We start from the raw sequence: 25,450 nt of genomic DNA, 5'->3' as shown, positions 1-25,450 counted from the left end.
TCACATCACCTGCAGGCCGACCCAGAGCGCGACGACCGCGGCGATGAGGGTCGGCGGAACGGTGAGCGTGCCCAGCAGCACGTAGCGTCGCGTCGGCGGCGCGATGGTGTGGCGGCGCATCACGTCGCGCCACAATAGGTTTGCCAGCGAACCGAAGTAGGCGAGGTTGGGGCCGATGTTGACGCCGAGCAGCATGGCCAACGCCAAGCCGTGATCATGGGCGACCATCGGCAGCAGGAGCAGTGTCGCCGGGAGGTTGTTGAGCACGTTGGCCGCGACCGCCGCGAGTGCGGCGACCGCCAGGAGTGCCCACAGCGAGTTGCCACCCGGGATGAGATGGGTGATCGCCTCGCCGATCGGTCCGAGCCGGATGGGCAGGATGATGATGCCCAGCGCGGCGACGAACGCGAGGAACGGGATGTTCACCGCGCGCAGCGCACGAACCGCGGTGACCACGGGCGCCTTGCGCATCGGAACGATGAGCATCACCGCGGCCCCGACACCGGCGATCGCGGCCAAGGGAATTCCCAACGGCTCGGCGATGACGAAGCCGCACAGCAGTAGACCGAGCAGGATCAGCGTGACGACCGGCGCCGGGCGCCGGGTGGTGCGCTCGGGTGTGCCGCTGTGCGGCTGTACCGGAGTGCGGGTGGTCTGCGGTGCGGTGGTCTGCAGTTCGCCGGCGAAGAAGATCCGGAAGATGACGTATTCGACGACGATCGCGACCACCCACGGGGCCGCCATCAGTCCGGCGAAGGAGAGGAAACCGAGCCCGGTCGCCGAAAAGGCCAGCAGATTGGTCAGATTCGACACCGGCAACAGCGTCGAGGCACTGTTGGCCAGGTGTGCGGTCGCCGTACCGACCGGGGTCACCCGGGCGCCGATCCGCCGCGCGGTGGCCACTGCCACCGGGGTCAACAGCACGATCGTGGTGTCGATCGACAGCACCGCCGTGGTGAGCGCCGCGGCGACGAACACCAGGCCGAGTAGGTGCGTGGGCGATCCGCGGCTCCAGTCCGCGAGCAACTGACCCACCCAGGCGAAGACCCCGGTGCGTGCGCACACCTCGGCGACCACCAGCATGGCGGCGAGGAAGCCGATGGTCGGCCCGATGAACTCGAGTTCGTCGCGCACCTGCGACCACGACACGACGCCGAGAAGGGTCACCAGCACCGCGGCCGGAACCGCGACGATCGCCGGCGAAAGGCGTTGTGCGGACACCGCGATCCCGATGACGGCGATCAGGGCGAGCACGGCCACGGCGGTGCCCAGTGGACTGTGGACGTCGAGCACGTCGAGAGCCTACGCAACCACCCGTTGCGGCGCGAGGATCGTGGTCACCACGGACCCGACGACGAGCACGATGCCCAGCACCAGACACCCCTGGTTCATCGGGACGACGAAGGCGTCCTGCGCGCCGTGCAGGACGCGGGCGCCGAGGTCACCGGGCAGCCGCGCCGCGACCTCCCGTGCCTCGGCCAACGAACGGGTGATGTGGTCGGCGGCAGCGGGCTCGGCACGGACGAGGTCGGCGGTCGGGCCGATGCGGTGTGCGTATCCGGCGGCGAGCAGACTGCCGGCCAGGGCGATGCCGATGGCGGCGCCGATCTCGCGGGCGGTGTCGTTGACCGCGGAGCCGACCCCCTGATTCTCCAGCGGCGTGTTGGACATGATCGCGGTCGTCGACGGGGCGGTCGCCAGACCGATACCGATCGCGCAGATCGCGAGCATCCACGCCATCATCCAGTAGGCGTCGTAGTCGATGACCCCCAACAGGATCAGCCCGATGCCGGCGATGAGCAGTCCACCGCCCAGCACGAAGCGCAGGGAGTGAAAGCGCACCGCGAGCCAATTGCCCAGCAGTGCAAAGATGCTCACACCCAGGACCATCGGCATGAGGGCGAAGGCCGAGCGCAGCGGCGAGAAGTCGAACACCAGCTGCAGGCGTTGCAGCAGAAGGTAGAAGGCGCCGAAGGAGGCGAAGAACTGCAGCGCCACCGACAACGCACCGGCCCCGAACGCGCGATTGGTGAACAGGCGGACGTCGAGGAGTTGACGGGTGCCGCGCAATTCGATCAGGCAGAACACGGCGACGAGGAGTACGCCGCCGATCAGGGTGAGAAGGACCAGCGCATCATCCCAGCCGCGGTGTGGGGCCTCGAGGAGCCCGAACACGATGCCGGTGACCGCGAGGATCGACACGGCCGATCCGGCGTAGTCGAAGGGTTGTGGATGGGAGTCCTTGGAGGTGCCGATCGTCAGGCACACCAGTGCCGTCAGCACCGCCGACGCGGCGAAGGTGATGAAAATCGAATGCCACGAGAAGAATTCCAGCAGGACGCCGGAGACGAAGAATCCGGCGATCGCGCCCGCGCCGGCGACAGCGGCCCAGATACTGATGCCGATGCTGCGCTTGTCGGCCGGCACACCGGAGGTGATGAGCGACAACGTCGTCGGCATGATGAATGCCGCGCCCACGCCGGCGACGCATCGGGTGATGATCAACTGCGTCGGATCGGTGGCCCAGATCGCCGTCAGCGACCCGACCGCGAAGATGGCCAGACCGACGATCAACATCTCGCGGCGGCCGAAACGGTCGCCGATCGCGCCGGCGGGCAGCAGCAGCGCGGCGAGGGCGAGCGTGTAGCCGTCGGCGATCCAGGTCATCTGGCCGGTGTCGGCGCCGAGGTCGATGGCGATGTCGGCGAGCGCGGTGTTCAACGCGGCCATGGCGGCCACCACCATGCTGACCGCCGCGCAGGCGATCGCGATCAGCCACACCGAGCGCAGATCGAGCGCCCTGAGCCGATTCATCCGGCCCTCCCTCCCCGAAGTGCTGCAGAAAACGGACACAAGAGTGTGATCCAGGCGACACGCGGGGTGCAAATCGCGACACCACAGGCAACCTGTGACACATTGATCACTGGAGTAACAAACCCGGGGTTGCAGATCGCCACTGTGGTCGTGGCCTCGGACAACCGAAAGTGGGAGATCATGGCCGCACCGGTCGCCTCTTCACGATCCACCGACACGCCGACCGCACGCCTGCACGTCTGGCGGGTGCTGGTGATGCTGGCGGCGCTCATCGCCGTCGTGTGCGCGCTGGTACTCGTCGTCACCAGCGCAGCCTGAGGGCCGCGACGCCCACCCGGATGCGACCGGGTGAGCGAGCCGCGGCCGCGGGTCACGCGTGCTTCTCGATCACGTCGCCGACGGCGGGAAGTGCCTCGGACACATAGCCCTTGGCCTTACCGCGCAGCGTGCCGTAGGCCTTGGCCAGCGGCGCCTTGGCGGATTCCACCTGGGCGTCGGTCACCGCGAGCAGGGCCTCCGACGCGGTGTCGGGGTCACTGGCCAGATGCGCACCGAACGATGTGCCCGCGGGCTTGGAGTCCCAGAACGGCTGCAGGGCGGCGACGAAATCGGGCAGCATCAGGTTGGTCGCCTTCTTCACGATGTCGGGCTTGACCTTGCCGACGGCACCGTATGCAGCCTTGACGGTCGCACCGCCGAGCCCCTTCTGGGCTGCGACCTGCGAGTCGATCACCCCCACCAGATCGTCGACGACGGCCGGACGGGTGGGACCGAGCAGGGACTGCAGCGAATCGCTCATCAAGATTCTCCTCAAGGGACGGTTTCGACGAAGGACGGGCGCGGCCGGCGCGACCGGCGCCCCCTGAGCAGAATAGACGGGTCGGTCAGTTCTCGAACGAGGCCAAACATGTGTCGACTTGGGGGATGCGTGTCCTGCAGGGCACACATCCCCCAAGTCGACACATATTTGCTCAGTCCGCGGTTGTGCCGAGGCAGTGGCCGTCAGCGCTTCTCGATGACCACGTTCTTCAGCGCGGGTGCGCCGTCGCGGTCGGCGACGCTCGCGGCGATCAGCAGCGACCGGCCTTCGTCCCACACGTCGATGTCGATGGTCTCGCCCGGGAACACCACGCCGGCGAAGGTGGCCGAGTAGTCGGCCACAGCGGTCACGTCGCCGTCGAGGAGTGCGTCGACGACGGCTCGACACACCGTCCCGTACGTGCAGAGCCCGTGCAGGATCGGGCGGGGAAATCCTGCACGAGAAGCGAATTCGGGGTCGGAGTGCAGCGGGTTGCGGTCACCACACAGCCGATAGAGCAGCGCCTGGTTGGGCAGTGTCGGTACCGACCGGCGCTGGTCGGGCGCCCGATCGGGGTAGTCGAGCTTGGCGGAGTTGCCGCGGTCGCCGCCGAAACCGCCCTCGCCCTTGGCGAAGATGGACGAGCGCGCCGTCCACAGCGGTGTGCCGGCGTCGTCGACGGTGACCGATTCCTGGATGATCACCGCCGCCGATCCCTTGTCCTGGATCTCGGCGATCGTGGTCCGGGTGGTGGCCTTTCCCGACGCGGGGATCGGGCGGTGCGCGGTGACCTGCTGGCTGCCGTGGACCACCTTGGCCAGGTCGATGTCGACACCCGGGAAGGACACCTTCGGTGCCTCGGTGGCATGGAAGGACGCCGCCACGGTCGCGAAGGAGGGCAACACCTTCGGGGCGACGTCGTCGACGTAGGTCAGACCCGCGCGGTCCATCGGGTCGGCGGCCGCACCGACGGCCAGGTGATAGAGCGCGACGTCGGAGGCCGACCATTCGAAGCCGACCTCGGGTAGCTCGGCGCCCAGTGCCACGGACAGGTCGATCGGCATGGTCAGTTCTCCTCGCCGGCGGACGCCGATGTCGTTGTGGTATCCGGGATTCGGACCCCGGGGTGTTCGGCGCAGTCGAGCGCGGCCAAGTAGCCGAAGACCATCGCGGGTCCGATGGTGGCGCCCGGTCCGGCGTAGGTGTGGCCCATCACCGGCGCCGAGGTGTTACCGGCCGCGTAGAGCCCCTCGATGACCGATCCGTCGGCGCGCAACGCCCGGGCGTGCGCGTCGGTGTCGATGCCGCCCTTGGTGCCGAGATCACCGGGCACCATCTTCACCGCGTAGAACGGCGCCTTGTCGACCACTCCGAGACTCGGATTGGGCTTGTTGGTGATGTCGCCGTAGTAGTGGTCGTAGCCGCTGCGTCCGCGCCCGAAGTCCTCGTCGGTGCCGCTGCGCGCGAAGCCGTTGAACCGATCGGTGGTGGCGCGCAACGCCTCCGCGGGAACCCCGATCTTCTCGGCCAGGGCCTCGACGGAGTCGGCCTTGACGACCACTCCGGACTCGAACCACTTCTTCGGAAGCGGTTGGCGCGCATTGATGCCGGCGAACAGGTAGCGGTTGCGGCAGCGCTGGTCGAAGATGAGCCACGACGGGACGTTCTCGCCGGGGCCCTCGCCCTGTCCGAAGTCGCCGCCGTACATCTGGTGCACCGCTTCGACATACGGCAGTGACTCGTTCATGAAGCGTTGTCCGCGTTCGTTGATCATGAAGGTGCCGGGGACGGCGCGCTCGGACAGCGCGAACCACGGTCCGCGCGGCAACGGGATGGTCGGGCCCCACCACGAGTCGTCCATCAGCGACACCGCGGCGCCGATCTTGAGGCCCGCGTTGATGCCGTCGCCGGTGTTGGTGGGTGCGCCGGTGGTCCACTCCGATCCGATGGGTTCGCGCTGATACTTCTTGCGCATCTCGGCGTTGTGCTCGAAGCCGCCGCACGCGAGGATGACACCGCGCTGCGCGTGCAGCCGAGTACGCGTGCCCTCGTGCTCGGCGATCACCCCGACCACCCGGTCGTTCTCGGTGATCAGGTCGACCAGACCCGTCGACAGCCGCAGTGGCACACCGGCTCTGCGGACCCCCAGCAGCAGCTCGGCAGCCAGCGCGGCGCCCATTGCGATGAGTTTCTTGCCGCGGCTGCGGGCCCAGAAGAACCGGGCGCCGACCTTGCCCATCCGCACCGGTCCGCGCCAGTGCCGTAGGCCCGTGTTGAGCCAGCGGTAATCCGATTGCAGCACAACCATGTTGAGCGGCGCCTTGGTGTACTGCGGATGCAGGGTCGACAGGTCGTCGCCGAGCGCCCGGGCGTCGAAGGGCCGCGGTTCGACGCTGCGTCCGCCGAGGCGTCCGCCGGGTGCCTCGGGGTAGTAGTCGGAGTAGTTCTTCACCCATTCGAGGTCGAGGGGAGCATGGGCCATCAGGAATTCCAACGCCTCGGGGCCGCGATCGATGTACGCGTCGATCTTCTCCGCAGGCGCGTGCTCACCGATGATCGCGTGGACGTACTGCCGCGCCGTCTCCTGGTTGTCGCGCACCCCGTCGCGCTTGAGCACCGGGTTGCCCGGAATCCAGACGCCGCCGCCGGAGCGTGAGGTGGAGCCGCCCCAGTACGCCGACTTCTCGATGATCACCGTCCGCAGGCCCTGCGCGGCCGCGGTGATGGCGGCGCTCAGGCCCGCGGCACCGGCGCCGACGACGATGACGTCGTAGGTCTCGTCCGTCTCTGGACGCCCCGCCGGGGGAGTGGATGCCTGCTGTCCTGCTGGTTCGGTCGCGCCGGCCATGAATCGGTCCCTTCGTGCGCCGCGGGTGGAACGTGTTCTCACCTAAAAGTAGAACACGTTACAGATTCGCGGCGCCAGGGGTCGCACTCGGCGGGGCGTGATCGGCGTCGACGACGAGATCCCACGGGTCGATCCCGTCGTCCGACGCACGTCCGGCAAGCACCCGTGACCAGTACTTCTCGTCGCCGTGTCGGTCCCGCCAGGCCAGCAGCGCCATGGTGAATCGGCCGAGATGATGTTCGGAGGTGAATCCGATCGCGCCGTGGATCTGATGCGCCCCGGCGGCCACCTCCCGCGCGGTCGACGAGGCGACGGCCTTGGCCGCGGCGATCGTGCCGCCGTGATCGGGGTTCTCGGCCATCTCGACGCCGTGCTCCACCGCGGCACGGGTTTGTGCGGTCAGCGCCGCCATCGACGCCAGACGTTGCTGGATGGCCTGGAACTTGGACAGCGGTCGACCGAACTGGGTGCGTTGCGACGCGTGGCGCACCGTGGTCTCGACGATGGTGTCCGCGCAGGCGGACATGGCCACCGCATAGGCCAGCGCGCCACGCAGTCGCAGTTCCGCCGAGTCGACCGGAGAGTCCGTGAGCTGTTCGACGACCACGGCGTCGAGAGCCACGTCGTCGACGGACGCCCCGAGTAGATCGGTGCCGTGGTAGAGCGTCAGGCCGGGTGCGGTTCGGGAGACCAGCGCCACCGAGGACGCGAAGTGAACCACGAGGACGTCGGCGTCGCAGGCGTGTACGACGCCGGGCAGCAACCCGTCGAGCACCCATCCCTCGTCGGTGGAGCGCACGGTGGCGCCCTCTCCGCCCAGGGCGAGTGTCGCAGTGCGCCTGCCGAGGTCGAGCCCCGAGCGTGCGGCCAACCAGGTGGCGAGGACGGTGTGCTCGATGAGTGGGGTGAGTGCGCCGCTCGCCGCTGCCGCCGACACCACGGTCAGTGCATCGGTGAACTCGCCACCGGTGCCCCCGAGATCCTCGTCGATACCGACGCCGGTGAACCCCGCATCGGTCAGCGCCGCCCAGACCCCGGTGTCGATCGTGGTGGCCGGTGTCGTGGTGGCCGGTGTCGTGGTGTCTGGGCCGACGCGCTCGATCACCGCGGTCACCGCCGCATGCAGCTCGGCGTCCCCGATCACCGCAATCCCATTCCTCTGGCCACGATTCCACGCAGGATCTCGTTGGTACCGCCGCGAAGTGTGAAGGCGGGTGTGTGGCGCATCGCGGTCGCCAGCAGGGTGGCGAAGGGGTTCGCATCGCTGACCCGCGCCACGGTGTCCGACGAGGATCGGATGGCCTCGACGACGTCACCCTCGAACTGCGAGCCGATGTCCTTGACCATCGCGGCCAGCACATCGGGTGCGCCGCCCTCGGCGAGTTCGGCGGCCACCTGCAACGACATCCGGCGCAACGCCCACGCACGGGCGGTCAGCGTTCCCAGGGTGATCCGCTGCTCGTCGGACGCTCCGACTCTGCGCAACTCGTCGGCCCACGCCCGCAGCAGCGGCATCGTCGACAGGTATCGTTCCGGGCCGGAGCGTTCAAAAGCCAACTCGCTCATCACTTGTTTCCATCCCGCGCCGCGTTCACCGAGCAGTGCCCCGGTGCCGACGTTCGCGTCGTGGAAGATCGCCTCGTTGAAGTGGGCGCCGCCGTCGATGCTGCGCAAGGGGCGGATCTCGATGTCGGGGTGGGGAAGATCGACGATCAGCTGGGACAGTCCGGTCTGACGGTCGGCGGGTGTGCCGTCGGTGCGGGCCAACAACACCATCGCGTGCGCGACGTGTGCGCCGGTGGTCCACACCTTGGTGCCGCTGATCCGCCACGATCCGTCGTCGGCGCGCACCGCGCGGGTGCGTACCGAGGCGAGGTCGGAGCCGGCGTCGGGCTCACTCATGCCGATCGCAAAATATGTTGTACCCGAGCATATTCCGGGAAGGTAGTGTTGCCGCTGGCGTTCGGTGCCGTGGACGAGGATGCCCGGTGCCATCTGCCGGTCGGCGATCCAATGCGCCGCGACCGGTGCCCCGCAGGCGAGGAGTTCTTCGGTGACGACGAATCGTTCGACCGCGCTGCGGCCACCGCCGCCGTACCGCTCGGGCATCGTCATACCCAGCCAGCCGTGCCGGCCGAGGTGTGCACTGAACGCCGGGTCGAATCCGCTCATCCAGTTGTCGCAGGCCGGGACGAAGGTGCCGGCATCGAGTTCGGCGGTCAGGAACTCACGCACCTCGTGGCGCAGCGTGTCGATACTCGCCTGGTCGGTGCCCACGGTCGAACCGTAGCACCGGACCGGACCGAGGAGTCCTCCCGGAAACCTGGAACATGTTCTAAACTAGAACACGTTCATTCCACGGAAGTGAGGCTCTCATGGCGGTTGACCAGGCAATCCGCGAGCGGATCGCCGCTGATCTGTGGACCGCGGAGCGGACCGCGACGGCGATCGGCCGACCGACCGATGCCCACCCGGGTCTCGATGTCGTCGACGCTTACGAGATCCAGCTGATCAACATCCGCAAGCGCCTCGACGCCGGTGCGAAGGTCGCCGGGCACAAGGTCGGGCTGGCATCGGAGGCCATGCAGAAGATGATGAACGTCGACGAGCCCGACTACGGGCATCTGCTCGACGAGATGCAGTACCACGAAGCCACCCCGATCGACACCGCGACGCTGTGCTTCCCGCGGGTGGAGGTGGAGGTGGGGTTCATCCTGGGCAAGGATCTGCCCGGTGCGGGATGCACCAACGACGACGTGATCGATGCCGTCGAGTGGGTGGTGCCGTCGATCGAGCTGATCGATTCGCGGATCACCGATTGGCAGATCACGTTGTGCGACACCATCGCCGACAACGCATCGTCGTGCGGCTGGATTCTCGGCACCGAACGGGTGGCGATCACCGACATCGACACCGGTGACATCGACGCGGTCTTGCACCGCAACGGCGAGGTCGTCGCGAAGGGCAATTCCTCTGCGGTGCTGGGCCATCCGTTGAACGCGGTGAGCTGGCTGGCGCGCAAGGTGGAGTCCTTCGGGGTACGACTACGCCAGGGGGATGTGATCCTGCCGGGCACCGCGACACGGGCGTTCGATGTCGGGCCGGGTGATCACGTCGTCGCCGAGTTCGCCGGACTCGGCAGCGTCACCCTCGATTTCACCTGACCAACAACAGTTTTCGACAACACTCTCAGAGGAGGCGCAGGTGGCAGCCAAGCTGACCGCGGCGATCATCGGGTCGGGCAACATCGGTACCGACCTGATGTACAAGCTGGAACGATCCGAGGTGATCGCTCCCCGATGGATGGTCGGGATCGATGCCGACTCGGAGGGTATGAAGCGGGCCGCCGACCACGGGCTCATCACGATGAGTGGCGGCGCCGACGAGTTGCTCGCGTCGTCGGAGAAACCGGACCTGATCTTCGAGGCGACGTCGGCCTATGTGCACCGCGAGTATGCGCCGCGATATGAGCAGGCGGGTATCACCGCGGTCGACCTGACGCCGGCCGCCGTGGGCCCGGCAGTGGTGCCGCCGGCCAATCTGCGCGAGCATCTCGACGCGCCGAACACCAACATGATCACCTGTGGTGGGCAGGCGACGATCCCGATGGTCCACGCGGTGTCGTCGGTGGTGCCGGTGCCCTACGCCGAGATCGTCGCATCGGTCGCGTCGGTGTCGGCAGGTCCCGGGACGCGGGCCAACATCGACGAGTTCACCCGGACCACATCGAAGGGAATCGAGACGATCGGCGGTGCCGCCCGCGGCAAGGCGATCATCATCCTCAATCCGGCCGATCCGCCGATGATCATGCGCGACACCATCTTCTGCGCCATCCCCGACGACGCCGACACCGATGCCATCGCCGCGTCGATCCACAAGCGGGAGAAAGAGATCCAGGCCTACGTGCCCGGCTATCGACTACTGCAGGACCCGCAGTTCGATCCGCCGAGTGCGCTCAACGGCGGCCACGCCCGCGTCTCGATCTTCGTCGAGGTCGAGGGCGCCGGGGACTTCTTGCCGCCGTACGCCGGCAACCTCGACATCATGACCGCCGCCGCCACCAAGGTCGGCGAGGAAATCGCGAAGCAGAAGTTGGGGGTTTCGGCATGAGCACACCGACGACGGACCTGATGGCCAATGCCCGTAAGTATTCCGAGAGCCTCGACATCCGGATCACCGACTCGTCGCTGCGCGACGGAAGTCATCACAAGCGCCACCAGTTCACCACCGACGAGGTACGGGCGATCGTCGGCGCCCTCGACGACGCGGGGGTACCGGTCATCGAGGTCACCCACGGTGACGGCCTCGGCGGATCGTCATTCAACTACGGATTCTCCAAAACACCTGAACAGCAGCTGATCTCCGCGGCAGCCGAGACGGCCAAGCGGGCGAAGATCGCGTTCCTGATGTTGCCGGGTCTCGGTACCAAGGACGATATCCGCGCCGCGCAGGACAACGGTGGCCAGATCTGCCGCATCGCCACGCACTGCACCGAGGCCGACGTGTCGATCCAACACTTCGGACTGGCCCGCGAACTCGGGCTCGAGACCGTCGGCTTCCTGATGATGAGTCACAGTCAGCCACCGGAAGTGCTTGCCGCCCAGGCGCGGATCATGGCCGACGCGGGCTGTCAGTGCGTCTACGTCGTCGACTCGGCGGGCGCGCTGGTGCTCGAGGACGTCACCGTCCGGGTGCAGGCGCTCGTCGCCGAACTCGGCGACGACGCGCAGGTCGGTTTCCACGGGCACGAGAATCTCGATATCGCCGTGGCCAATTCGATCAACGCGATCCGCGCTGGCGCCCAGCAGATCGATGGGTCCATCCGGCGCTTCGGCGCGGGCGCCGGCAACACGCCCACCGAGGCGTTCGTCGGGGTGTGCGACAAACTCGGCATCACCACCGGCGTGGACTTCATGAAGATCGCCGACGCGGCGCAGGACGTGGTGCGCCCGGCGATGCCCTCGGAGTGCCTGGTCGACCGATCGGCGATGATGATGGGCTACGCGGGCTGCTACAGCTCATTCCTCAAACATGCCGAGGGGCACGCCGAACGCTACGGCGTCTCCGCCGCGGAGATCCTCATCGAGGCCGGCAACCGCAAACTCGTCGGCGGCCAGGAAGACCAACTCATCGACATCGCCCTCGAGCTCAAGAAGAAGGCCGACGCCAACGCCGGTGTGTAGCGGGCTTGCGAAGTCAACATCGAAACGCGGCCTGAACTCGTAGACGCGGTCTTTGCACGGACCGCGTCCACGAGTTCGCACGGCATGTACTTCACGCTGCCATCAAGGCGAAGTGGGTCAGCCACCGACGGATGCGGGTGACGACGGTCCCGGCTTCGAGGTCGGCCCACACCCAGCGGATGACCATGATGCCTTGGGCGCGTATGCGGTCTTCGCGAATCTTTTCGCGGATGACGGCGTCGGCCGCATCCTCTCCTGGCCGTAAGTGCTTCTGATACTTGACTTTTCCGTCGAACTCGCCGACGAGGACTCCACTCCAATCGAAGTCGGTCCGGGCGATCTCGTTGCCCTCCGCGTCGTAGAAGCGGTGCTGGAGCCGTGCCGAGGGAATGCCGGCTTCGATCATCTGTGCTCGGCTCCTCCGACTCGCCGGGGCTTTCAGCGTTGCCGTCGGCGTGATGCAGAGCGCGCCGCGCGACGCCGACCCCACGTCAAACCCCGCGCAGCAACGACTCCATCGTCGCCCGATCGGCGCCGGCACGCAGCGCCGCGTCGAAGACTGCAAGTGCCCCGGCGAATCCCGCCGTGGTGGTGCACGCCACGTCGACGGCCACGTACTCAATACCTGGAACGATGACGCCGTCGATCTCGATGAGGTGGTCGGGAGGAACGATGCCGACGTGGTTGTGTCGCGTCGCTGTTCGTCCGCCACCGCGAGCGCGGCCGGTGGTCGTGTGGATGCGGCGGAAGTTGGGCGAGAGCATCGGCAGCCGGTGCAGTGCGGCAGCGGATTGATGGCTGGGTACCGACTCGTCAAATCGTCCAAGGCGGCTGGTGGCGATGACGGCCAAGCGATGGATTTCGGCGCGTTCACGGTGCTGCGCGGGGATGTAGGCGCCTCTTACCAGTTGGGTGATTTCGCCGTGGCTGCGTGCTCTGGCGAGATCGGTGTCGGTGAAACCGGCCGTAAGGCAGGCGTGTCGGTAGATGATGTCATGTTCGTCTGTGGGAAAGCGTGTCATGCAGGGTTGGACGCACGAGGGGACGGATCGGCTCCATCGACACCAAGACGCGGCCTGAACTCGTAGACGCGGTCTTTGCACGGGCCGCGTTCACGAGTTCATGCCGCGCCGGGCAGGCGCCGCCCGATCCGTCGCCTACATCCCGGCCGGCGGATGGCCGAGGCAGATCATCGAGCCGAACGGGTCCTTGATGACGGCGAGGGTGCCGTACGGGGTGTCCTCGCCGGGCATGACGATCTCACCGCCGAGACCGGCGGCCTGTGCGACGGTCGCGGCGACGTCGTCGACGCAGATGTAGATCTGCCAGAACGACGGGGCGTCGCCGAACAGTCCGGTGGCGTCCATGACGCCGGCGTACGCGGTCTCCCCGAAGAACAGCTGCGAGTAGCGCAGAGGCCCGCCGGGGGCGACCTCCTGACCGGTGTTGTCGATGACGGTGTCGGCGCGGGCGCCAACGGTCTCGGTGTAGAACGCGAGTGAGGCCGGGTAGTCGCGGGTGGCGAGTTCGAACCAGTAGGGCGCTCCGTGCACACCCCACTCGGTGAAACCGTGATGCTGGTTGGGCTTCCAGAACCCGATGACGGCTCCGGCGTTGTCGACGGTGACCATCATGGTGCCCTCGTCGCCGACTGCCATGGGCGGCACCATGATCGAACCACCCGCGGCTTCGACGTTCTTGACGGTGGTCTCCGGGTCATCGGTACGCAGGTAGAGCGACCAGATGTCGGACGGGCCACCACCTTCGGCCATGTACGGACTGAGCCCGGCGACGCGTTTGCCGTGCAGGGTGAAGTTCTGATAGCCGCCGAACTCCTCGCGCGGTGGGCCTTCGACCTCCCAGCCGAAGAGGGCCTGGTAGAACTCGGCGGCCTTCGCCGGCTCGCTGCTCATCAGGTCGAACCAGATCGGTGCGCCCACGGGGGCGGAATATGCGGTCATGGTGAACTCCTGTTTCCGATGACGATTGGTGACAAGTGTGAGACCTCCATCCTCGTCGAAACTCATCGGTGTCACGGCCGACCTGCCGATCTCGTGACGTGCGTGAGGAAGTCGCGTGCCGCACCGGCGCGCGGTTCGTCGCCACCGATCCACACCGCCCGCAGCGCGCGGCGCAGATCGAGCCCGGACACCGGCACTGCGATCAGCCGACGACCGAGGTCGTCGCGTACCGACAGATCGGACACGACCGCCGGTCCGGCGCCGGCGATGACCGCCGAGCGTACTGCCGCGGTCGTCGACAACTCGAGCACCGGTTGCGCCCGGGACATGTCGGGGTCGTGGGCCGCGGCCAGCATGGTGTCCAGGAAGAGTCTTGTCCCGGAACCGGATTCGCGGGTCACCAGCGGGGTGCGGGCCAACTCGTCGGCGCTCACCGCCGTGCGCCGACGAGTCCACGGATGCCCGGGCGGTACGACGAGCACCAGGGTGTCGTGGGCCACGACGCGACTGCGTACCCCGGGCGCCACCTGCGGGCCCTCGACGAAGCCGAGTTCGACGTCGCCGGCCCGGACCAATTCGCAGGCGTGCTCGGAGTTCGTCGCGGTGAACGACACCTTGGGTGCGTGTTCGACGCTCTGCCCGAACGACACCAACCACTGCGGAAGGAGATGTTCGGCGACCGTCAGACTGGCAGCCAGACGCAGTTCGTCGCGTCGTTCGCGACGCAGTGCGGCGAGCCCGGCGTCGAATTCCGAGGCCAGGCCGAGAAGCCGATCGGCCCACTCCGACACCAGGATTCCGGCCTCGGTGGGTGCGGTGCCGGTGGGGGAGCGCGTCAGCAGCGAGATCCCGAGCGTGGCCTCCAATGCCCGCATCCGCGCCGACACGGCCTGCTGGGTGATCCCCAGTTCGCCCGCGGCGGCGTTGAGGCTGCCGGTGGTGACCACCGCGAGAAGTGTCTCCAGCGAGGGCAGGTCGGGCATGCGTGGGCTCAACACCCTCCCAGGTTACAACCATCCGTTGTAACTCTTGCAGGGAATCGCCTTCTACCTGCCGCGACGTCGATCGGCGACCGTAGGTGCATGACGTTGCGCGAACCACCGGTCCGGACCCACTTCGCCCATGTGCCGCCGAACTGGTTCGCGACGGTGATGGGCACCGGCATTCTCGCCGTCGCCGCGCACGGGCTCGGGCACGGCACACTGCTGACCGCGCTGTCGATCGTGTTCTGGTTGCTCGCGTGCCTCGTCTACATCGGGGTGATCGCCGCGACCGTCATGCACTGGCGTCGCCACCGCGATGCCGCACGTGCGCACCTGCAGCATCCGGTGATCGCGCACTTCTACGGCGCCGTGCCGATGGCGACGCTGACCGTCGGCACGTCGACCCTGGTGGCCGGTGTCCATGTGATCGGGCCGAGCGCCGCGCTCGCCGTCGACATCGTGTGCTTCACCCTCGGCACGCTCGGCGGAGTCGCGACGGCACTGCTGATCCCCGCCCGCCACCTCCTCGGCCGATCGGGCGACCCTGCAGGACCGGACCGGCCGGAACCGTTCGGGGGTTGGCTGATGTCGGTGGTCCCGCCGATGGTGTCGGCATCGGCGGCCGCGGTGCTCGCCGGGGCGTTCGACGAGCCCGGTGCACGCCGCGCGCTGCTGGTCATCGGGATCGCGGCCTTCGTGTTCTCGCTGGTCCTCGCCGCGCCGATCGTGGTCTCGGTGATCGGTTCCCTGGTGACGCGCGGAACGGGGCCCACCGGCCTGGCACCGACATGGTGGATCGTCCTCGGACCGCTCGGACAATCGGTGACCGCGGCGTGCCTGCTCGCCCACGTTGCCACCGGGGTGACCGGAGCGGCTACCGCCGGCGTCCTCGGCGCCCTCGCCCACGACTACGCGCTCGCGGTGTGGGCCGCGGCGGTGATCTGGATCGTCGTCGCCACCGCCATCACCGCGCGGTCGGTACGCCGCGGACTGCCGTTCGGCCTGACCTGGTGGTCGTTCACCTTCCCGCTGGGCACCTTCGTGACCGGGTCGTCGGCATTGGCGGCGACCACCGGGCACACGATGTTCGCGGTGATCGCAGGCGCAGGATTCGTTGCCCTGTTCCTGGCCTGGGGGATCGTCGCGGCCCGGACCGTCGCCGGGATCGTCGACGGTGCGTTGCTCGCCGCCCCCGCAGGAGCGCGTGGCACGCTGGGACGGTGAGCCTCGAGAGAATTCGGCCGTTCCTGTGGCCGGCGTTGGTGGTCGTGGGTCTGGCGATCGTGGGCTGCGCGCAAGCGAGCTGGGGTGCCTCCGATCAGGGGGCGCAACTTCAGGTGAGCGGGCTCGGAGGGGTCAGCGCCAGAGCGGCCGCGACCGCCGACGTCGAGGCGGCCTTCTCCGCCCACACCGAACGGCCGGCGTTGCTCACTCTTGTGTTCGGCATCGTCATCGCCCTGGCGGCGCTGCTGGGTTGGTGGAAGCCGTTTCGCCGCAACACCATCGGCGTACTCGCCGTGTCGGCGGTGATCGTGGCGGCGGGGGTGGCGACGATCGTCGTGTCCGCGATGGTGATCGCCGACCCGGCGGGGCACCTGTTCGACGCCGCGGTCAACGATGCCATCGACGCGCCGGGCCCGCTGTTGTCGCCGGCGTGGGGCGTGATCGCCACCCTGATCCTCGCGGTGCTGAGCGTGGTGCTCGCACCGCTCACCAGTATCCGTCGGGGTCTGATTCGGGAGACTGCGCCGGGATGATCCCCTCGGCGACACCGTGATCGATACTCGCCGAGAGTCGCGGACACGTCCGCATCATCGCCGGGTTGCCGCCGATCCGCCGGATCTCCTCGAGTTCGTCGCAGCGCGCCCGGGCGCTGGGGTTCCACTGCACGCTGGTGTGGTGCGGACTGGTCTTCTTGACCATCACACAGGCGTGGCAGGACCGGCATTCGATCTCCGTCATACCGCCGCGCAGGTAGTGGTCGCGGTCGCGGGCGGTGGCCTCGTGAACCCGGGCGAGGAGTTGCGGGTCGTCGGTGTGGTCGGGAGCCTTTGCCCAGCCCGCGCGGGTCATCGGTTCAGACCCGCGACTCGGTCGTCTCGGCGGACGAGTCGGCCTGTTGCGCCTCGAGTTCCTCGCGGCGCCGAATGTTCTCCTGCACTTCGATGTTCCAGCTCTCGACGGCCTTGGTGGTGTCGATCTCGTACTCGAAGCGCTGGGTCATCTCGTCGGTGACATCGGCCTTGTCGACATAGAACTGCTCGTACCAGCGACGCAGCTGATAGACCGGTCCGTCCTCCTCGACGAGGAGTGGATTGTCGATGCGCGTCTTGTGCTTCCAGATCTCGACGTCCTGCAGGAAACCGACCTCGATGCCCGCGGTGATCTTCTGGGCCATCTTGTCGGCCTGCTCCGGTGAGAGGCCCTCGGGGATCTTGGCCATCACGCCGTACATGAGGACGAACGAATTGGCGTCGATGGGGTAGTGGCAGTTGGTGAGGATGGTCTCGATGGCGTAGCCGCCGTAGTACTGCACCATCGGATTCAGCATGTACGAGGGCCCGTAATAGGCCGCGATCGACTCCAGGCGGGTGTCGCCGTAGGCGGTGCCCAACGAGATGTCGGGGCGCCCATGGGAATTCATGTATTGCGCCGCGGTCTCACCCTCGAAGACGTTCTTGAAGTAGTCGGGGAGTGCGAAGTGCACGTAGAAGAAGTGCGCCATGTCGACGACGTTGTCGATGATCTCGCGGCAGTTGGAACCCTCGATGACGATCCGATTCCACGTCCACGCGGTCCACTCGTCGCTGTCGACCTCCGACAGCTCCGGGATGATGATTTCCTCCGGGGGAGGATTGCCTTCCGGGTCGTTGTAGACGAACACCTGCCCGTTGCGAACCATGGTCGGCCACGCCCGGGTCTTGGCGAGCTTCGGGTTGCGCTTGGCATAGGGAACCCCGGCGCAGCGTCCGTTGCCCTTCCACAGCCAGCCGTGGAACGGGCAGGCGACGTTGTCACCCTTGACGCTGCCCTGTGACAGATCGCCACCCATGTGTCGGCAGTAGGCGTCGAGCACCTGGATCTGTCCCGACGTGTCGGTCCAGACGACGAGCTTGGTGCCGAAGATCTGCACCGAGTGCGGCTTGCCGTCGGCGAACTCGGCCACCAGGCCCAGGCAGTGCCATCCGCGGGCGAAGCGGGTCGGTGGGGTGCCGGTGTCGATCTCCCGCACGCCCGAATCGGCCGCGTCGGCGGCCGAGGTTGCGGTCGGGGTGCCTGTGCTCACAGCCATTGGCGATTTCTCCCATCGTGGCGCTGCATGCGAATCGCGTACAGCCGATACTAGAACATGTTACAAAAATAGCAGCGGACCGCGGCCGACGAACCCGGATACGGGCAGGAAATGGGCACAAAGTCCCAGTACTCGACATAAATGAGAACGTGTTCTAGTCTTGGAATCGTTACGCGTCACGCCGGTGCTGGTTGGGGGACGAGCACACGAGAAGACACACAGTGAAGAGAACAGGGATGGGTGAGATGCCAGCACGAGAGAGCGATCCGAGTCGGCGCAGCGAGGCCGGCGCGCAGGTCCTGGAAAAGATCAACGCGTTGCTGCCCGAACTCGAGCAGCGTGCGCAGCAGACCGAGGATCTGCGTCGGATTCCCGACGAGACGGTCTCCAGCCTCGAGAGCGCGGGCTTCTTCCGACTCATGCAGCCCGAGCAGTGGGGCGGCTATCAGGTCGATCCGGTGACCTTCTACGAGGCCGTTCGGCGTCTGTCGACGGCGTGCGGGTCCACCGGCTGGGTGTCGGGGATCATCGGTATCCACAACTGGCATCTTGCGCTCTTCGACCAGCAGGCGCAGGAGGACGTGTGGGGCAACGACACCACGGTCCGAATCTCCTCGTCGTACGCCCCGATGGGGATGGGCGAGGTCGTCGACGGTGGGTACAAGGTGAACGGCAACTGGGCGTTCTCGTCGGGATGCGAGATCGCCGATTGGACTTTCGTGGGTGGGCCGGTCATCAAGCGCGGCAAGCCCGTCGATTTCGTCAGCTTCTTGCTGCCCCGCTCGGACTACACGATCAAGGATGTGTGGAATGTGGTCGGGCTCAAGGGCACCGGCTCCAACACCATCGAGGTCAAGGACGCCTTCGTCCCGACCCACCGCGTACTCTCGATGCGCACCATGGCCGAATACCGCAGTCCCGGCCTCGAGCGCAACACCGCGCCGGTCTACCAGATGCCGTGGGGCACCATTCATCCCAGCGTCATCTCGACGCCGATCATCGGAATGGCCTACGGGGCCTACCATTCGCACGTCGAACATCAGGGCAAGCGCGTTCGCGCCGCCTACGCTGGCGAGAAGTCCAAGGACGATCCGTTCGCCAAGGTCCGGATCGCCGGCGCCGCCAGCGACATCGACGCCGCCTGGCGTCAGGTGTCGGGCAACCTGCAGGCCGAATACGACCTCATCCTCGCCGGCGAGGAGATCCCGATGGAGCTGCGGCTGGCCGCTCGGCGTGATCAGGTGCGCGCCACCGGCCGCGCGATCGAGTCGATCGACAGTCTCTTCGAGAACTCGGGTGCCGGTGCGCTGAACGTGGATTCGCCGATCCAGCGGTTCTGGCGCGACGCACACGCCGGACGCGTCCACGCCGCCAATGACCCCGAGCGTGCCTACGTCGCATTCGGCAACGGGGAGTTCGGGATTCCCGTCGGCGACACCATGGTCTGATCCACGTCGATCTGATTCACGCCGATCCGGTGGACAGCACACGCGAGGACAGGAGCACCCAGCACATGACCGACAGTCCCATCCGTTCCCTGGGGTACATGCGCATCGAGGCGACCGACGTCGACGCCTGGCGCGAGTACGGCCTGAAGGTTCTCGGCATGGTCGAGGGCGCCGGTACCGTCGACGGCGCGCTCTACCTGCGGATGGACGATTTCCCGGCTCGCCTGGTGATCGTGCCGGGCGAGCACGACCGGCTGGCGTCCTCCGGCTGGGAATGCGCCAACGCGTCGGCGCTCCAAGACGTCCGAGATCGTTTGTCGGCGGCCGGCGTCGTCTATCGCGAGGCCAAGGACACCGAACTGCTCGAGCGGCAGGTCGTCGAGATGATCGTGTTCACCGACCCGGCCGGCAACACCATCGAGGCGTTTCACGGTGTGGCGCTGCAGCATCGACGTATCGTCAGTCCGTATGGTCACCGCTTCGTCACCGGCGAGCAGGGCCTCGGGCATGTGGTGCTCACCTGCGATGACGACAAGGCCGCACTGGAGTTCTATCGCGACGTCCTCGGCTTCTCGCTGCGCGATTCGATGCGACTGCCACCGCAGGCCGTCGGCCGCGAAGAAGGCGACGAGGTGCCGTGGCTGCGCTTCCTCGGCTGCAATCCACGGCATCACTCGCTGGCGTTCCTGCCGATCCCCAATTCGACGGGCATCGTGCATCTCATGGTCGAGGTCGAGAACTCCGACGACGTGGGTCTGTGCCTCGATCGGGCGTTGCGCCGCAAGGTGAAGATGTCGGCGACCCTCGGTCGGCACGTCAACGACCTCATGCTCTCCTTCTACATGAAGACACCCGGAGGATTCGACGTCGAATTCGGTTGTGAGGGAAGAACCGTCGCCGACGACGACTGGATCGCGCGGGAGAGCACCGCGGTCAGCCTCTGGGGACATGACTTCACCGTCGGATTCTCCCAGTAGCGACGAGTCGGCCATGAGCGCCCATACCCCCTACGGCTCCGCCGATTTCGACTCCCGACAGTTCCGCACCGCGATGGGGCAGTTCTGCACCGGCGTCACCGTGATCACCACGCTCACCGCCGACGACCAGCCGGCCGGATTCGCCTGCCAGTCGTTTGCGGCGTTGTCCCTCGACCCGCCGCTGGTGCTGTTCTGTCCGCAGAAGACCTCACGAACGTGGTCGGTGATCGAGCAGCGGGGCGCCTTCTGCGTCAACGTGCTCTCGAATCGTCAGCAGGACGTGAGTGCGAATTTCGGTGCGCCGCGCGAGGACAAGTTCTCCGGCGTGGTGTGGGACCCTTCGCCCGCGGGACTGCCGGTCATCCGGCACTGCCTGACCTGGGCGGAGTGCACCATCGAACAGGTCGCCGACGGTGGTGATCACCACATCGTCATCGGCCGCGCACAGACGCTGGGAGAAGTGTTGCAGGACAAGCCGTTGTTGTTCTACCGCGGCGGATACCTCTCCACCGAGCACCCGCGCGTGACTCCCGCGCAGGCCGAACTCGAGAACTTCCTGACCTGGACCGGAGGGGACACCTGGCTATGAGTGCACCGAGCATCACGATCGCCGAACAGGCCACCAAGCCGTTCACCGATGCCATCGCCGAGGCCGAGAAGCTGATCCGTTCAGCGGAATTCGTGAGCAGCGAACAGGATCTGGCCGAGGGTCTCGACTATCTCGCCGGCAGTATCTCGGCGATCGGTCACCTGGTTCGTACCCGCAACCTCAGCCACCCGGTGTTCGTCGCCTCGACCGGGCCGTACACCAAGATGGGCCTGGACAACCCCGACACCCTCTACTATCACGCCGACATCGACCCCGCCGGAACCTACCGGGTGTGGGGTCGGCGGGGCACCACTGCCGACCTGAGTTTTCAAGTGCTGCGCGGAGATTACACCCCCGATGAGGTCCCGGGCGGTGACGATGCGTTCGACGACCGGCGCATCACAATCGCCGACGACGGCGTCTTCGAGATCGTCTTCCGCCCCGCGGGCAGCGTACCGGGCGGCGCGGACGAGTTCGTCCTGCCCGACGGCGCCACCACACTGTCGGTGCGCGAGGTCTACTCCGACTGGGCCCAGCGCAAGGGCGCCATCGCCATCGAACGCGTCGACACGAGCGGAACCGCGCCCACCGAACCGGATCTCGAACGGGTGACCCGTCGCTACCGGACCGCGGCCAAGATGTTGACCGCGCGCATCAACACCTGGTTCAACTTTCCCAAGTGGTTCTACCTCGACGAGCCGGTGAACACCTTCACCCCGCCGCGGCTGACACCCGGTGGGCTGGCCACCCAGTTCTCGTCGGTCGGCCACTATCGTCTCGCCCCCGACGAGGCGATCCTCGTCACCGTCCCGAAGTCCGAGGCGCCCTACCAGGGATTCCAACTCGGCAGCCTGTGGTACATCTCGCTGGACTACGTCCATCATCAAACGAGTCTGAATTCGGCTCAGGCGCAGGTCGATCCCGACGGGATGATCCGCATGGTGATCTCGCATACCGATCCGCACATCGCCAACTGGATCGAGACCACCGGGCGCGAACGCGGGATCATGCAGTTCCGCTGGCAGCGGACCGAGCGACCGATCACCGGCGAACAGGGCCCGACGGCACAGGTCATCGACGTCGGCGACGTAGCGGCGCATCTACCGTATCTCGAACGCAACCGGGTCGACGCGGACGGCTGGGCGCAGCGAATAGCACAGCGGCAGCAAGGCTTTGCCGAGAGGATGCTCGCATGAGTGACGGACTACTGGCCGACAAGGTCGTCGTCGTGTCGGGTGTCGGGCCCGGGCTCGGACGATCGATCTGTGTTCGGGCCGCGGCCGCCGGGGCGAGCGTGGTCCTCGCGGCTCGGACCGAATCCAGGCTCAAGGAGGTGGCCGCCGAACTCGACACGCCCACGCTCGTCGTGCCGACCGACATCACCGACGACGACGCCGTCGACGCACTGGTGAGCGCCGCCGTCGGCGAATTCGGTGGTGTCGATGTGCTGGTGAACAACGCTTTCGCGTTGCCGTCGATGAAACCGTTGGCCCGCACCGACTTCGACCAGATCACCGCGAGTCTGGACCTGACCGTGCTCGGCACCCTGCGGGTGATCAAGGCGTTCACCGATGCTCTCGCCGAGAGGGACGGGTCGATCGTCAACATCAACTCGATGGTGATCCGTCATTCCGAGCCCCGCTACGGCAGTTACAAGCTGGCGAAGTCGGCGATGCTCGCGATGTCGCAGACCCTGGCCACCGAGCTGGGGGACAAGGGGATTCGGATCAACTCGGTGGCGCCCGGCTACATCTGGGACGACCAGCTGAAGTGGTACTTCGGCGAAGTGGCCAAGAAGTACGGCATCACCCCCGAGCAGGTGTACGAGCAGACGGCGGGCCGCTCCGACCTACATCGCCTACCCGAGCCTGATGAGATTGCCGACGCGGTGGTCTTCCTCGCCTCGCCGATGGCCCGCGCCATCACCGGTCACACCCTCGACGTGAACTGCGGTGAATACCATGACTAGATCGACGCTGACGACCGTGGGTACCGTCGACGACCTCCACGAATCAGCCATGCGGGCGACCGGTCTGGATGATTTCGGCGATGACGGGTACCGCGAGGCGCTGGCGATCCTGCTCACCTCGTACGCCGAAGAGGCCGGGCTCACCGAACTCGGCAGCAAGATGTTCCGGTACTTCCTCAAGGGGGCGCTGGTGGCGCGGCTGCTGAGCGAGGCGTCGTGGAAGGCCAACCCCGGCTACGTCGACGTGCCGATCACCCGGCCGATCTTCGTCACCGGGCTGCCGCGTACCGGGACCACCGCACTGCATCGGCTGCTCACCGCCGATCCCGCCCATCAGGGCCTCGAGATGTGGTTGTGCGACGTCCCGCAGCCGCGTCCGCCGCGCGAGACGTGGTCGGAAAACCCGGTGTTCACACAGATCAACGCGGGCTTCGCCCAACACCACGTGGAGAACCCGGAGTTCCTGGGACTGCACTACATGGATGCGGCCGAAGTCGAGGAATGCTGGCAGTTGTTGCGGCAGAGCATGATGTCGATCTCCTACGAGTCACTGGCGTACCTGCCCACTTATTCGCGCTGGCTCGCCGGCCAGGACTGGACGCCCGCGTACGCCCGACACAAACGCAACCTGCAGCTCATCGGCTCCAACGATCCCGAAAAGCGCTGGGTACTCAAGAATCCCAGCCACCTGTTCGCCTTGGATGCGTTGATGGCCACCTATCCCGATGCTCTGGTGATCCAGACACATCGGGCGCCGGAAACGATCATCGCCTCCATGTGTAGCCTCGCCGAACATGCCACTCCGGGGTGGTCGACGACCTTCGTCGGCGAGCGGATTGGTGCCTCACAGCTCGAACTGTGGTCGCGTGGTCTGCGCGAATTCTCGAGTGCCCGACAGCGATACGACCCCGCACAGTTCGTCGACGTCGAGTTCGACGAACTGCGAGCAGACCCGTTCGGCGTCGTCGACCGCGTGTACGCGGCATTGGGGGCATCGGTGTCCGACGCGGCTCGAGCGGCGATGCGGGTGCTCGACGAGGAGAGCCGTTCGGGGGCGCGAGCACCCCGCCACACCTACCGGCTGGCCGACTACGGTCTCGACGAGGACACCGTGACAACCGCTTTCGCTTCCTGATCGCTCTTATCAGAGTGATCGATCACCGCCGTCAGGCGCCGGTCGGGTGGTTGGGGTCCGCGGGGGTGCAGCAGATCGGCGAGTGCTGTCCGCACGCATTCGGTGAACAACCGGCTGTCGGTGACGGCCGCGGGATCGCAATTCACGCCGAGGAAGACGCCGCCGGCGTAGGACATCAGTCCCACGTTGACCGCGGCCCCCGACTTGGGTGCGAACGGGATGAGCTTGGTGACCTTGGCGCCCGCGGTGTAGACCGGCATCGGTGGGCCGGGGACGTTCGTCGCGGCGACGTCGACCCCCTTCATCAACGAACCCGCGATCGAGGTGGTCAGTGAGGCCGGCAATGAGGCGAGCAACTGGTAGACGATGGTCGAGGCGCGCAGTGCCGGATCGTGTTGGGCCCGCCGCACCACGGGCTCGATCCGTCGGAGCAGACCACTGACGTCGGCCGGCTCGGCCGGCATCACGAAACGTGCGGGTACCCAATGATTCCCGGCTGCCTCGTCGGAGTCGGTCCGCACACTGACCGGCATGTTGACCCGGACTCGGCGCAATTGCTCGCCCAACGCGACGTGATAGTCGCGCAGCGCTGCGGTCACCACCGCCAGGAAACAGGTGTTGAGCGTGGTGTCATGCCGGCGTGCGGCGGACTTGAGGGCATCGAGAGGCACCTCCACCACCGAGAAGTCCACCGACAGTGAGCGATCCGACATCAAGGTGGACAGCGGACGGCCCTGGGGTGCGAGCATCCGAATCGTCGACGCCGCGGTGTCGACGGCCTGTCGGGTCACACCCACGGGGTTGGTGACGGCGGTCCTGCCGGTCGAGAACGCCAGTCGTGCGAGCCGGGCGGCGTCGTAGGCGGCGGCGCGGACCTCGAACCCCACGGCCTGCTCGACCCGATGGATCAGGCTCGACGGTTCGGCGGCCGGCACTGTCGGCATGTCTCCGCGTTCCGGGGCATCGCGGGAGAGGTCGAACAGCGAGGCAGCCATTGCCAGACCACCGATGCCGTCGGTGATGCAGTGGTGGATCTTCACGATCAGCGCGGCCTGATCGCCGACGAGGCCGGTGATGATCGCGGCCTCCCACAGCGGGCGCGCACGATCGAAGTCGGCCTCGCTCATCCGCTCTGCGAAGTCGAGGACCTCGGCGAGCGCCTCGCGTTCGCCTGGTGCGCGTCGCCACCGCAGGTGGAATCCGGCGTCGAAATGCGGGTCGACCTCCCAGCGTGGCGGAGCCAGCGACATCGGATTACCGACGGCCCGCTGACGTAGGCGCGGCTGCAATCGGGTCAGTCGTTCGGTGCGGTCGGTCACCAGCGCGAGATCAGGTGCGCGGTCGAGCATCGCGACCAGCGTGATCGACGACCGCAACAGCGGGTCGTCCTCGATGCCGAACATCACCGCGTCGAATGCGCCCATCCTGGGATCGAGGCCAACCATGTGCGTA

26 protein-coding genes are annotated in these 25,450 nt (G+C 67.0%); 12 read left to right on the top strand and 14 right to left on the bottom strand.

The genetic code is table 11. From position 1 onward, the window contains the following. Positions 1-1,293: an SLC13 family permease gene (locus P3L18_RS18000; RefSeq protein WP_276114844.1), complete on the bottom strand. Its 1,293-nt coding sequence runs from the start codon at positions 1,291-1,293 to the stop codon at positions 1-3. Positions 1,294-1,302: 9 nt separating this feature from the next. Continuing rightward, positions 1,303-2,814, bottom strand: a complete 1,512-nt coding sequence (locus P3L18_RS17995; RefSeq protein WP_276114843.1) for an MFS transporter — start codon at positions 2,812-2,814, stop codon at positions 1,303-1,305. Positions 2,815-2,964: 150 nt separating this feature from the next. Here P3L18_RS17995 and P3L18_RS17990 point away from each other — a divergent pair, with 150 nt between their 5' ends. Further along, complete coding sequence (locus P3L18_RS17990) at positions 2,965-3,132, top strand: hypothetical protein (protein ID WP_231386592.1); 168 nt, start codon at positions 2,965-2,967, stop codon at positions 3,130-3,132. Between the two features lie 52 nt (positions 3,133-3,184). Here P3L18_RS17990 and P3L18_RS17985 read toward each other — a convergent pair whose 3' ends face one another. The 5 genes from P3L18_RS17985 to P3L18_RS17965 form a co-directional block, all read right to left on the bottom strand. Further along, positions 3,185-3,613, bottom strand: a complete 429-nt coding sequence (locus P3L18_RS17985) for a hypothetical protein (RefSeq protein WP_020170109.1) — start codon at positions 3,611-3,613, stop codon at positions 3,185-3,187. A 203-nt stretch (positions 3,614-3,816) separates the two neighbouring features. Beyond that, complete coding sequence (locus P3L18_RS17980; RefSeq protein ID WP_079928736.1) at positions 3,817-4,677, bottom strand: MaoC/PaaZ C-terminal domain-containing protein; 861 nt, start codon at positions 4,675-4,677, stop codon at positions 3,817-3,819. Positions 4,678-4,679: 2 nt separating this feature from the next. After that, complete coding sequence (gene kstD, locus P3L18_RS17975; protein ID WP_276114842.1) at positions 4,680-6,461, bottom strand: 3-oxosteroid 1-dehydrogenase; 1,782 nt, start codon at positions 6,459-6,461, stop codon at positions 4,680-4,682. 58 nt (positions 6,462-6,519) lie between these two features. Then, positions 6,520-7,605 (bottom strand): acyl-CoA dehydrogenase family protein, encoded by a 1,086-nt coding sequence (locus P3L18_RS17970; RefSeq protein WP_276114841.1) that lies wholly within the window; start codon positions 7,603-7,605, stop codon positions 6,520-6,522. Beyond that, positions 7,602-8,738 carry an acyl-CoA dehydrogenase family protein gene (locus tag P3L18_RS17965; protein WP_276114840.1) on the bottom strand — a complete coding sequence of 379 codons (1,137 nt, stop codon included), beginning with the start codon at positions 8,736-8,738 and terminating at the stop codon, positions 7,602-7,604. Before P3L18_RS17965 ends, P3L18_RS17970 begins: the two co-directional genes overlap by 4 nt. A 98-nt stretch (positions 8,739-8,836) precedes the next feature. On the opposite strand from P3L18_RS17965, the gene P3L18_RS17960 reads away from it, so the two are divergent. The 3 genes from P3L18_RS17960 to dmpG are packed head-to-tail and all read left to right on the top strand — an operon-like array spanning position 8,837 to position 11,644. Further along, positions 8,837-9,625, top strand: coding sequence for a 2-keto-4-pentenoate hydratase (locus P3L18_RS17960; protein WP_079928740.1), 789 nt, complete (start codon positions 8,837-8,839; stop codon positions 9,623-9,625). A 40-nt stretch (positions 9,626-9,665) separates the two neighbouring features. Continuing rightward, complete coding sequence (locus tag P3L18_RS17955; RefSeq protein ID WP_276114839.1) at positions 9,666-10,571, top strand: acetaldehyde dehydrogenase (acetylating); 906 nt, start codon at positions 9,666-9,668, stop codon at positions 10,569-10,571. Next, entirely contained in the window at positions 10,568-11,644 is a 1,077-nt protein-coding gene (dmpG, locus tag P3L18_RS17950; protein WP_276114838.1) for a 4-hydroxy-2-oxovalerate aldolase, read from the top strand. The genes P3L18_RS17955 and dmpG overlap by 4 nt, the downstream gene beginning before the upstream one ends. Positions 11,645-11,735: 91 nt before the next feature. Here dmpG and P3L18_RS28460 read toward each other — a convergent pair whose 3' ends face one another. The 4 genes from P3L18_RS28460 to P3L18_RS17935 all read right to left on the bottom strand — a co-directional run bounded on the left by P3L18_RS28460 (position 11,736) and on the right by P3L18_RS17935 (position 14,588). Continuing rightward, positions 11,736-12,050, bottom strand: coding sequence for a hypothetical protein (locus P3L18_RS28460; RefSeq protein ID WP_346348440.1), 315 nt, complete (start codon positions 12,048-12,050; stop codon positions 11,736-11,738). Positions 12,051-12,135: 85 nt separating this feature from the next. Further along, on the bottom strand, positions 12,136-12,666 hold the full coding sequence (locus P3L18_RS28455; protein WP_346348439.1) for a hypothetical protein: 531 nt from the start codon (positions 12,664-12,666) through the stop codon (positions 12,136-12,138). A gap of 135 nt (positions 12,667-12,801) precedes the next feature. Further along, positions 12,802-13,605: a VOC family protein gene (locus P3L18_RS17940; RefSeq protein ID WP_276114837.1), complete on the bottom strand. Its 804-nt coding sequence runs from the start codon at positions 13,603-13,605 to the stop codon at positions 12,802-12,804. 71 nt (positions 13,606-13,676) lie between these two features. After that, entirely contained in the window at positions 13,677-14,588 is a 912-nt protein-coding gene (locus P3L18_RS17935) for a LysR family transcriptional regulator (RefSeq protein WP_079928743.1), read from the bottom strand. Positions 14,589-14,687: 99 nt separating this feature from the next. Here P3L18_RS17935 and P3L18_RS17930 point away from each other — a divergent pair, with 99 nt between their 5' ends. Both P3L18_RS17930 and P3L18_RS17925 read left to right on the top strand, forming a co-directional pair. Further along, on the top strand, positions 14,688-15,812 hold the full coding sequence (locus P3L18_RS17930; RefSeq protein ID WP_276114836.1) for a TDT family transporter: 1,125 nt from the start codon (positions 14,688-14,690) through the stop codon (positions 15,810-15,812). Then, complete coding sequence (locus tag P3L18_RS17925; protein WP_079928746.1) at positions 15,809-16,345, top strand: hypothetical protein; 537 nt, start codon at positions 15,809-15,811, stop codon at positions 16,343-16,345. The genes P3L18_RS17930 and P3L18_RS17925 overlap by 4 nt, the downstream gene beginning before the upstream one ends. Here the strand turns inward: P3L18_RS17925 and P3L18_RS17920 are convergent. Together P3L18_RS17920 and P3L18_RS17915 are read right to left on the bottom strand one after the other, a co-directional pair. Continuing rightward, positions 16,299-16,661, bottom strand: coding sequence for a hypothetical protein (locus P3L18_RS17920; protein WP_006369800.1), 363 nt, complete (start codon positions 16,659-16,661; stop codon positions 16,299-16,301). The two genes, P3L18_RS17925 and P3L18_RS17920, sit on opposite strands and share 47 nt — an antisense overlap. A 4-nt stretch (positions 16,662-16,665) precedes the next feature. Further along, positions 16,666-17,880 carry a Rieske 2Fe-2S domain-containing protein gene (locus tag P3L18_RS17915; protein ID WP_079928747.1) on the bottom strand — a complete coding sequence of 405 codons (1,215 nt, stop codon included), beginning with the start codon at positions 17,878-17,880 and terminating at the stop codon, positions 16,666-16,668. Between the two features lie 236 nt (positions 17,881-18,116). Here P3L18_RS17915 and hsaA point away from each other — a divergent pair, with 236 nt between their 5' ends. The 6 genes from hsaA (at position 18,117) to P3L18_RS17885 (ending at position 23,998) form a co-directional block, all read left to right on the top strand. Continuing rightward, a complete protein-coding gene (gene hsaA / locus P3L18_RS17910; RefSeq protein WP_014361381.1) occupies positions 18,117-19,328 on the top strand; it encodes a 3-hydroxy-9,10-secoandrosta-1,3,5(10)-triene-9,17-dione monooxygenase oxygenase subunit in 1,212 nt (403 codons plus the stop codon). A 65-nt stretch (positions 19,329-19,393) separates the two neighbouring features. Then, on the top strand, positions 19,394-20,305 hold the full coding sequence (hsaC, locus tag P3L18_RS17905) for an iron-dependent extradiol dioxygenase HsaC (RefSeq protein ID WP_026919881.1): 912 nt from the start codon (positions 19,394-19,396) through the stop codon (positions 20,303-20,305). 13 nt (positions 20,306-20,318) lie between these two features. Then, positions 20,319-20,894, top strand: coding sequence for a 3-hydroxy-9,10-secoandrosta-1,3,5(10)-triene-9,17-dione monooxygenase reductase subunit (hsaB, locus tag P3L18_RS17900; protein ID WP_020170136.1), 576 nt, complete (start codon positions 20,319-20,321; stop codon positions 20,892-20,894). After that, complete coding sequence (locus P3L18_RS17895; protein WP_079928748.1) at positions 20,891-22,090, top strand: hypothetical protein; 1,200 nt, start codon at positions 20,891-20,893, stop codon at positions 22,088-22,090. Before hsaB ends, P3L18_RS17895 begins: the two co-directional genes overlap by 4 nt. Beyond that, positions 22,087-22,863: an SDR family oxidoreductase gene (locus P3L18_RS17890; RefSeq protein ID WP_079928749.1), complete on the top strand. Its 777-nt coding sequence runs from the start codon at positions 22,087-22,089 to the stop codon at positions 22,861-22,863. Before P3L18_RS17895 ends, P3L18_RS17890 begins: the two co-directional genes overlap by 4 nt. After that, positions 22,856-23,998 carry a sulfotransferase gene (locus P3L18_RS17885; protein ID WP_079928750.1) on the top strand — a complete coding sequence of 381 codons (1,143 nt, stop codon included), beginning with the start codon at positions 22,856-22,858 and terminating at the stop codon, positions 23,996-23,998. The genes P3L18_RS17890 and P3L18_RS17885 overlap by 8 nt, the downstream gene beginning before the upstream one ends. Here the strand turns inward: P3L18_RS17885 and P3L18_RS17880 are convergent. Continuing rightward, positions 23,953-25,443, bottom strand: a complete 1,491-nt coding sequence (locus P3L18_RS17880; RefSeq protein ID WP_253193862.1) for a wax ester/triacylglycerol synthase domain-containing protein — start codon at positions 25,441-25,443, stop codon at positions 23,953-23,955. The genes P3L18_RS17885 and P3L18_RS17880 overlap by 46 nt on opposite strands. Positions 25,444-25,450 lie beyond the last annotated feature (7 nt).

Origin of the sequence: Gordonia sp. N1V (genome assembly GCF_029269935.1) — a bacterium.
In the GTDB taxonomy this organism is placed as follows: Bacteria; Actinomycetota; Actinomycetes; order Mycobacteriales; family Mycobacteriaceae; genus Gordonia; species Gordonia polyisoprenivorans.
Note: the sequence above shows the minus strand (reverse complement) of the source record. Positions and strands in the feature narration are given on the sequence as shown.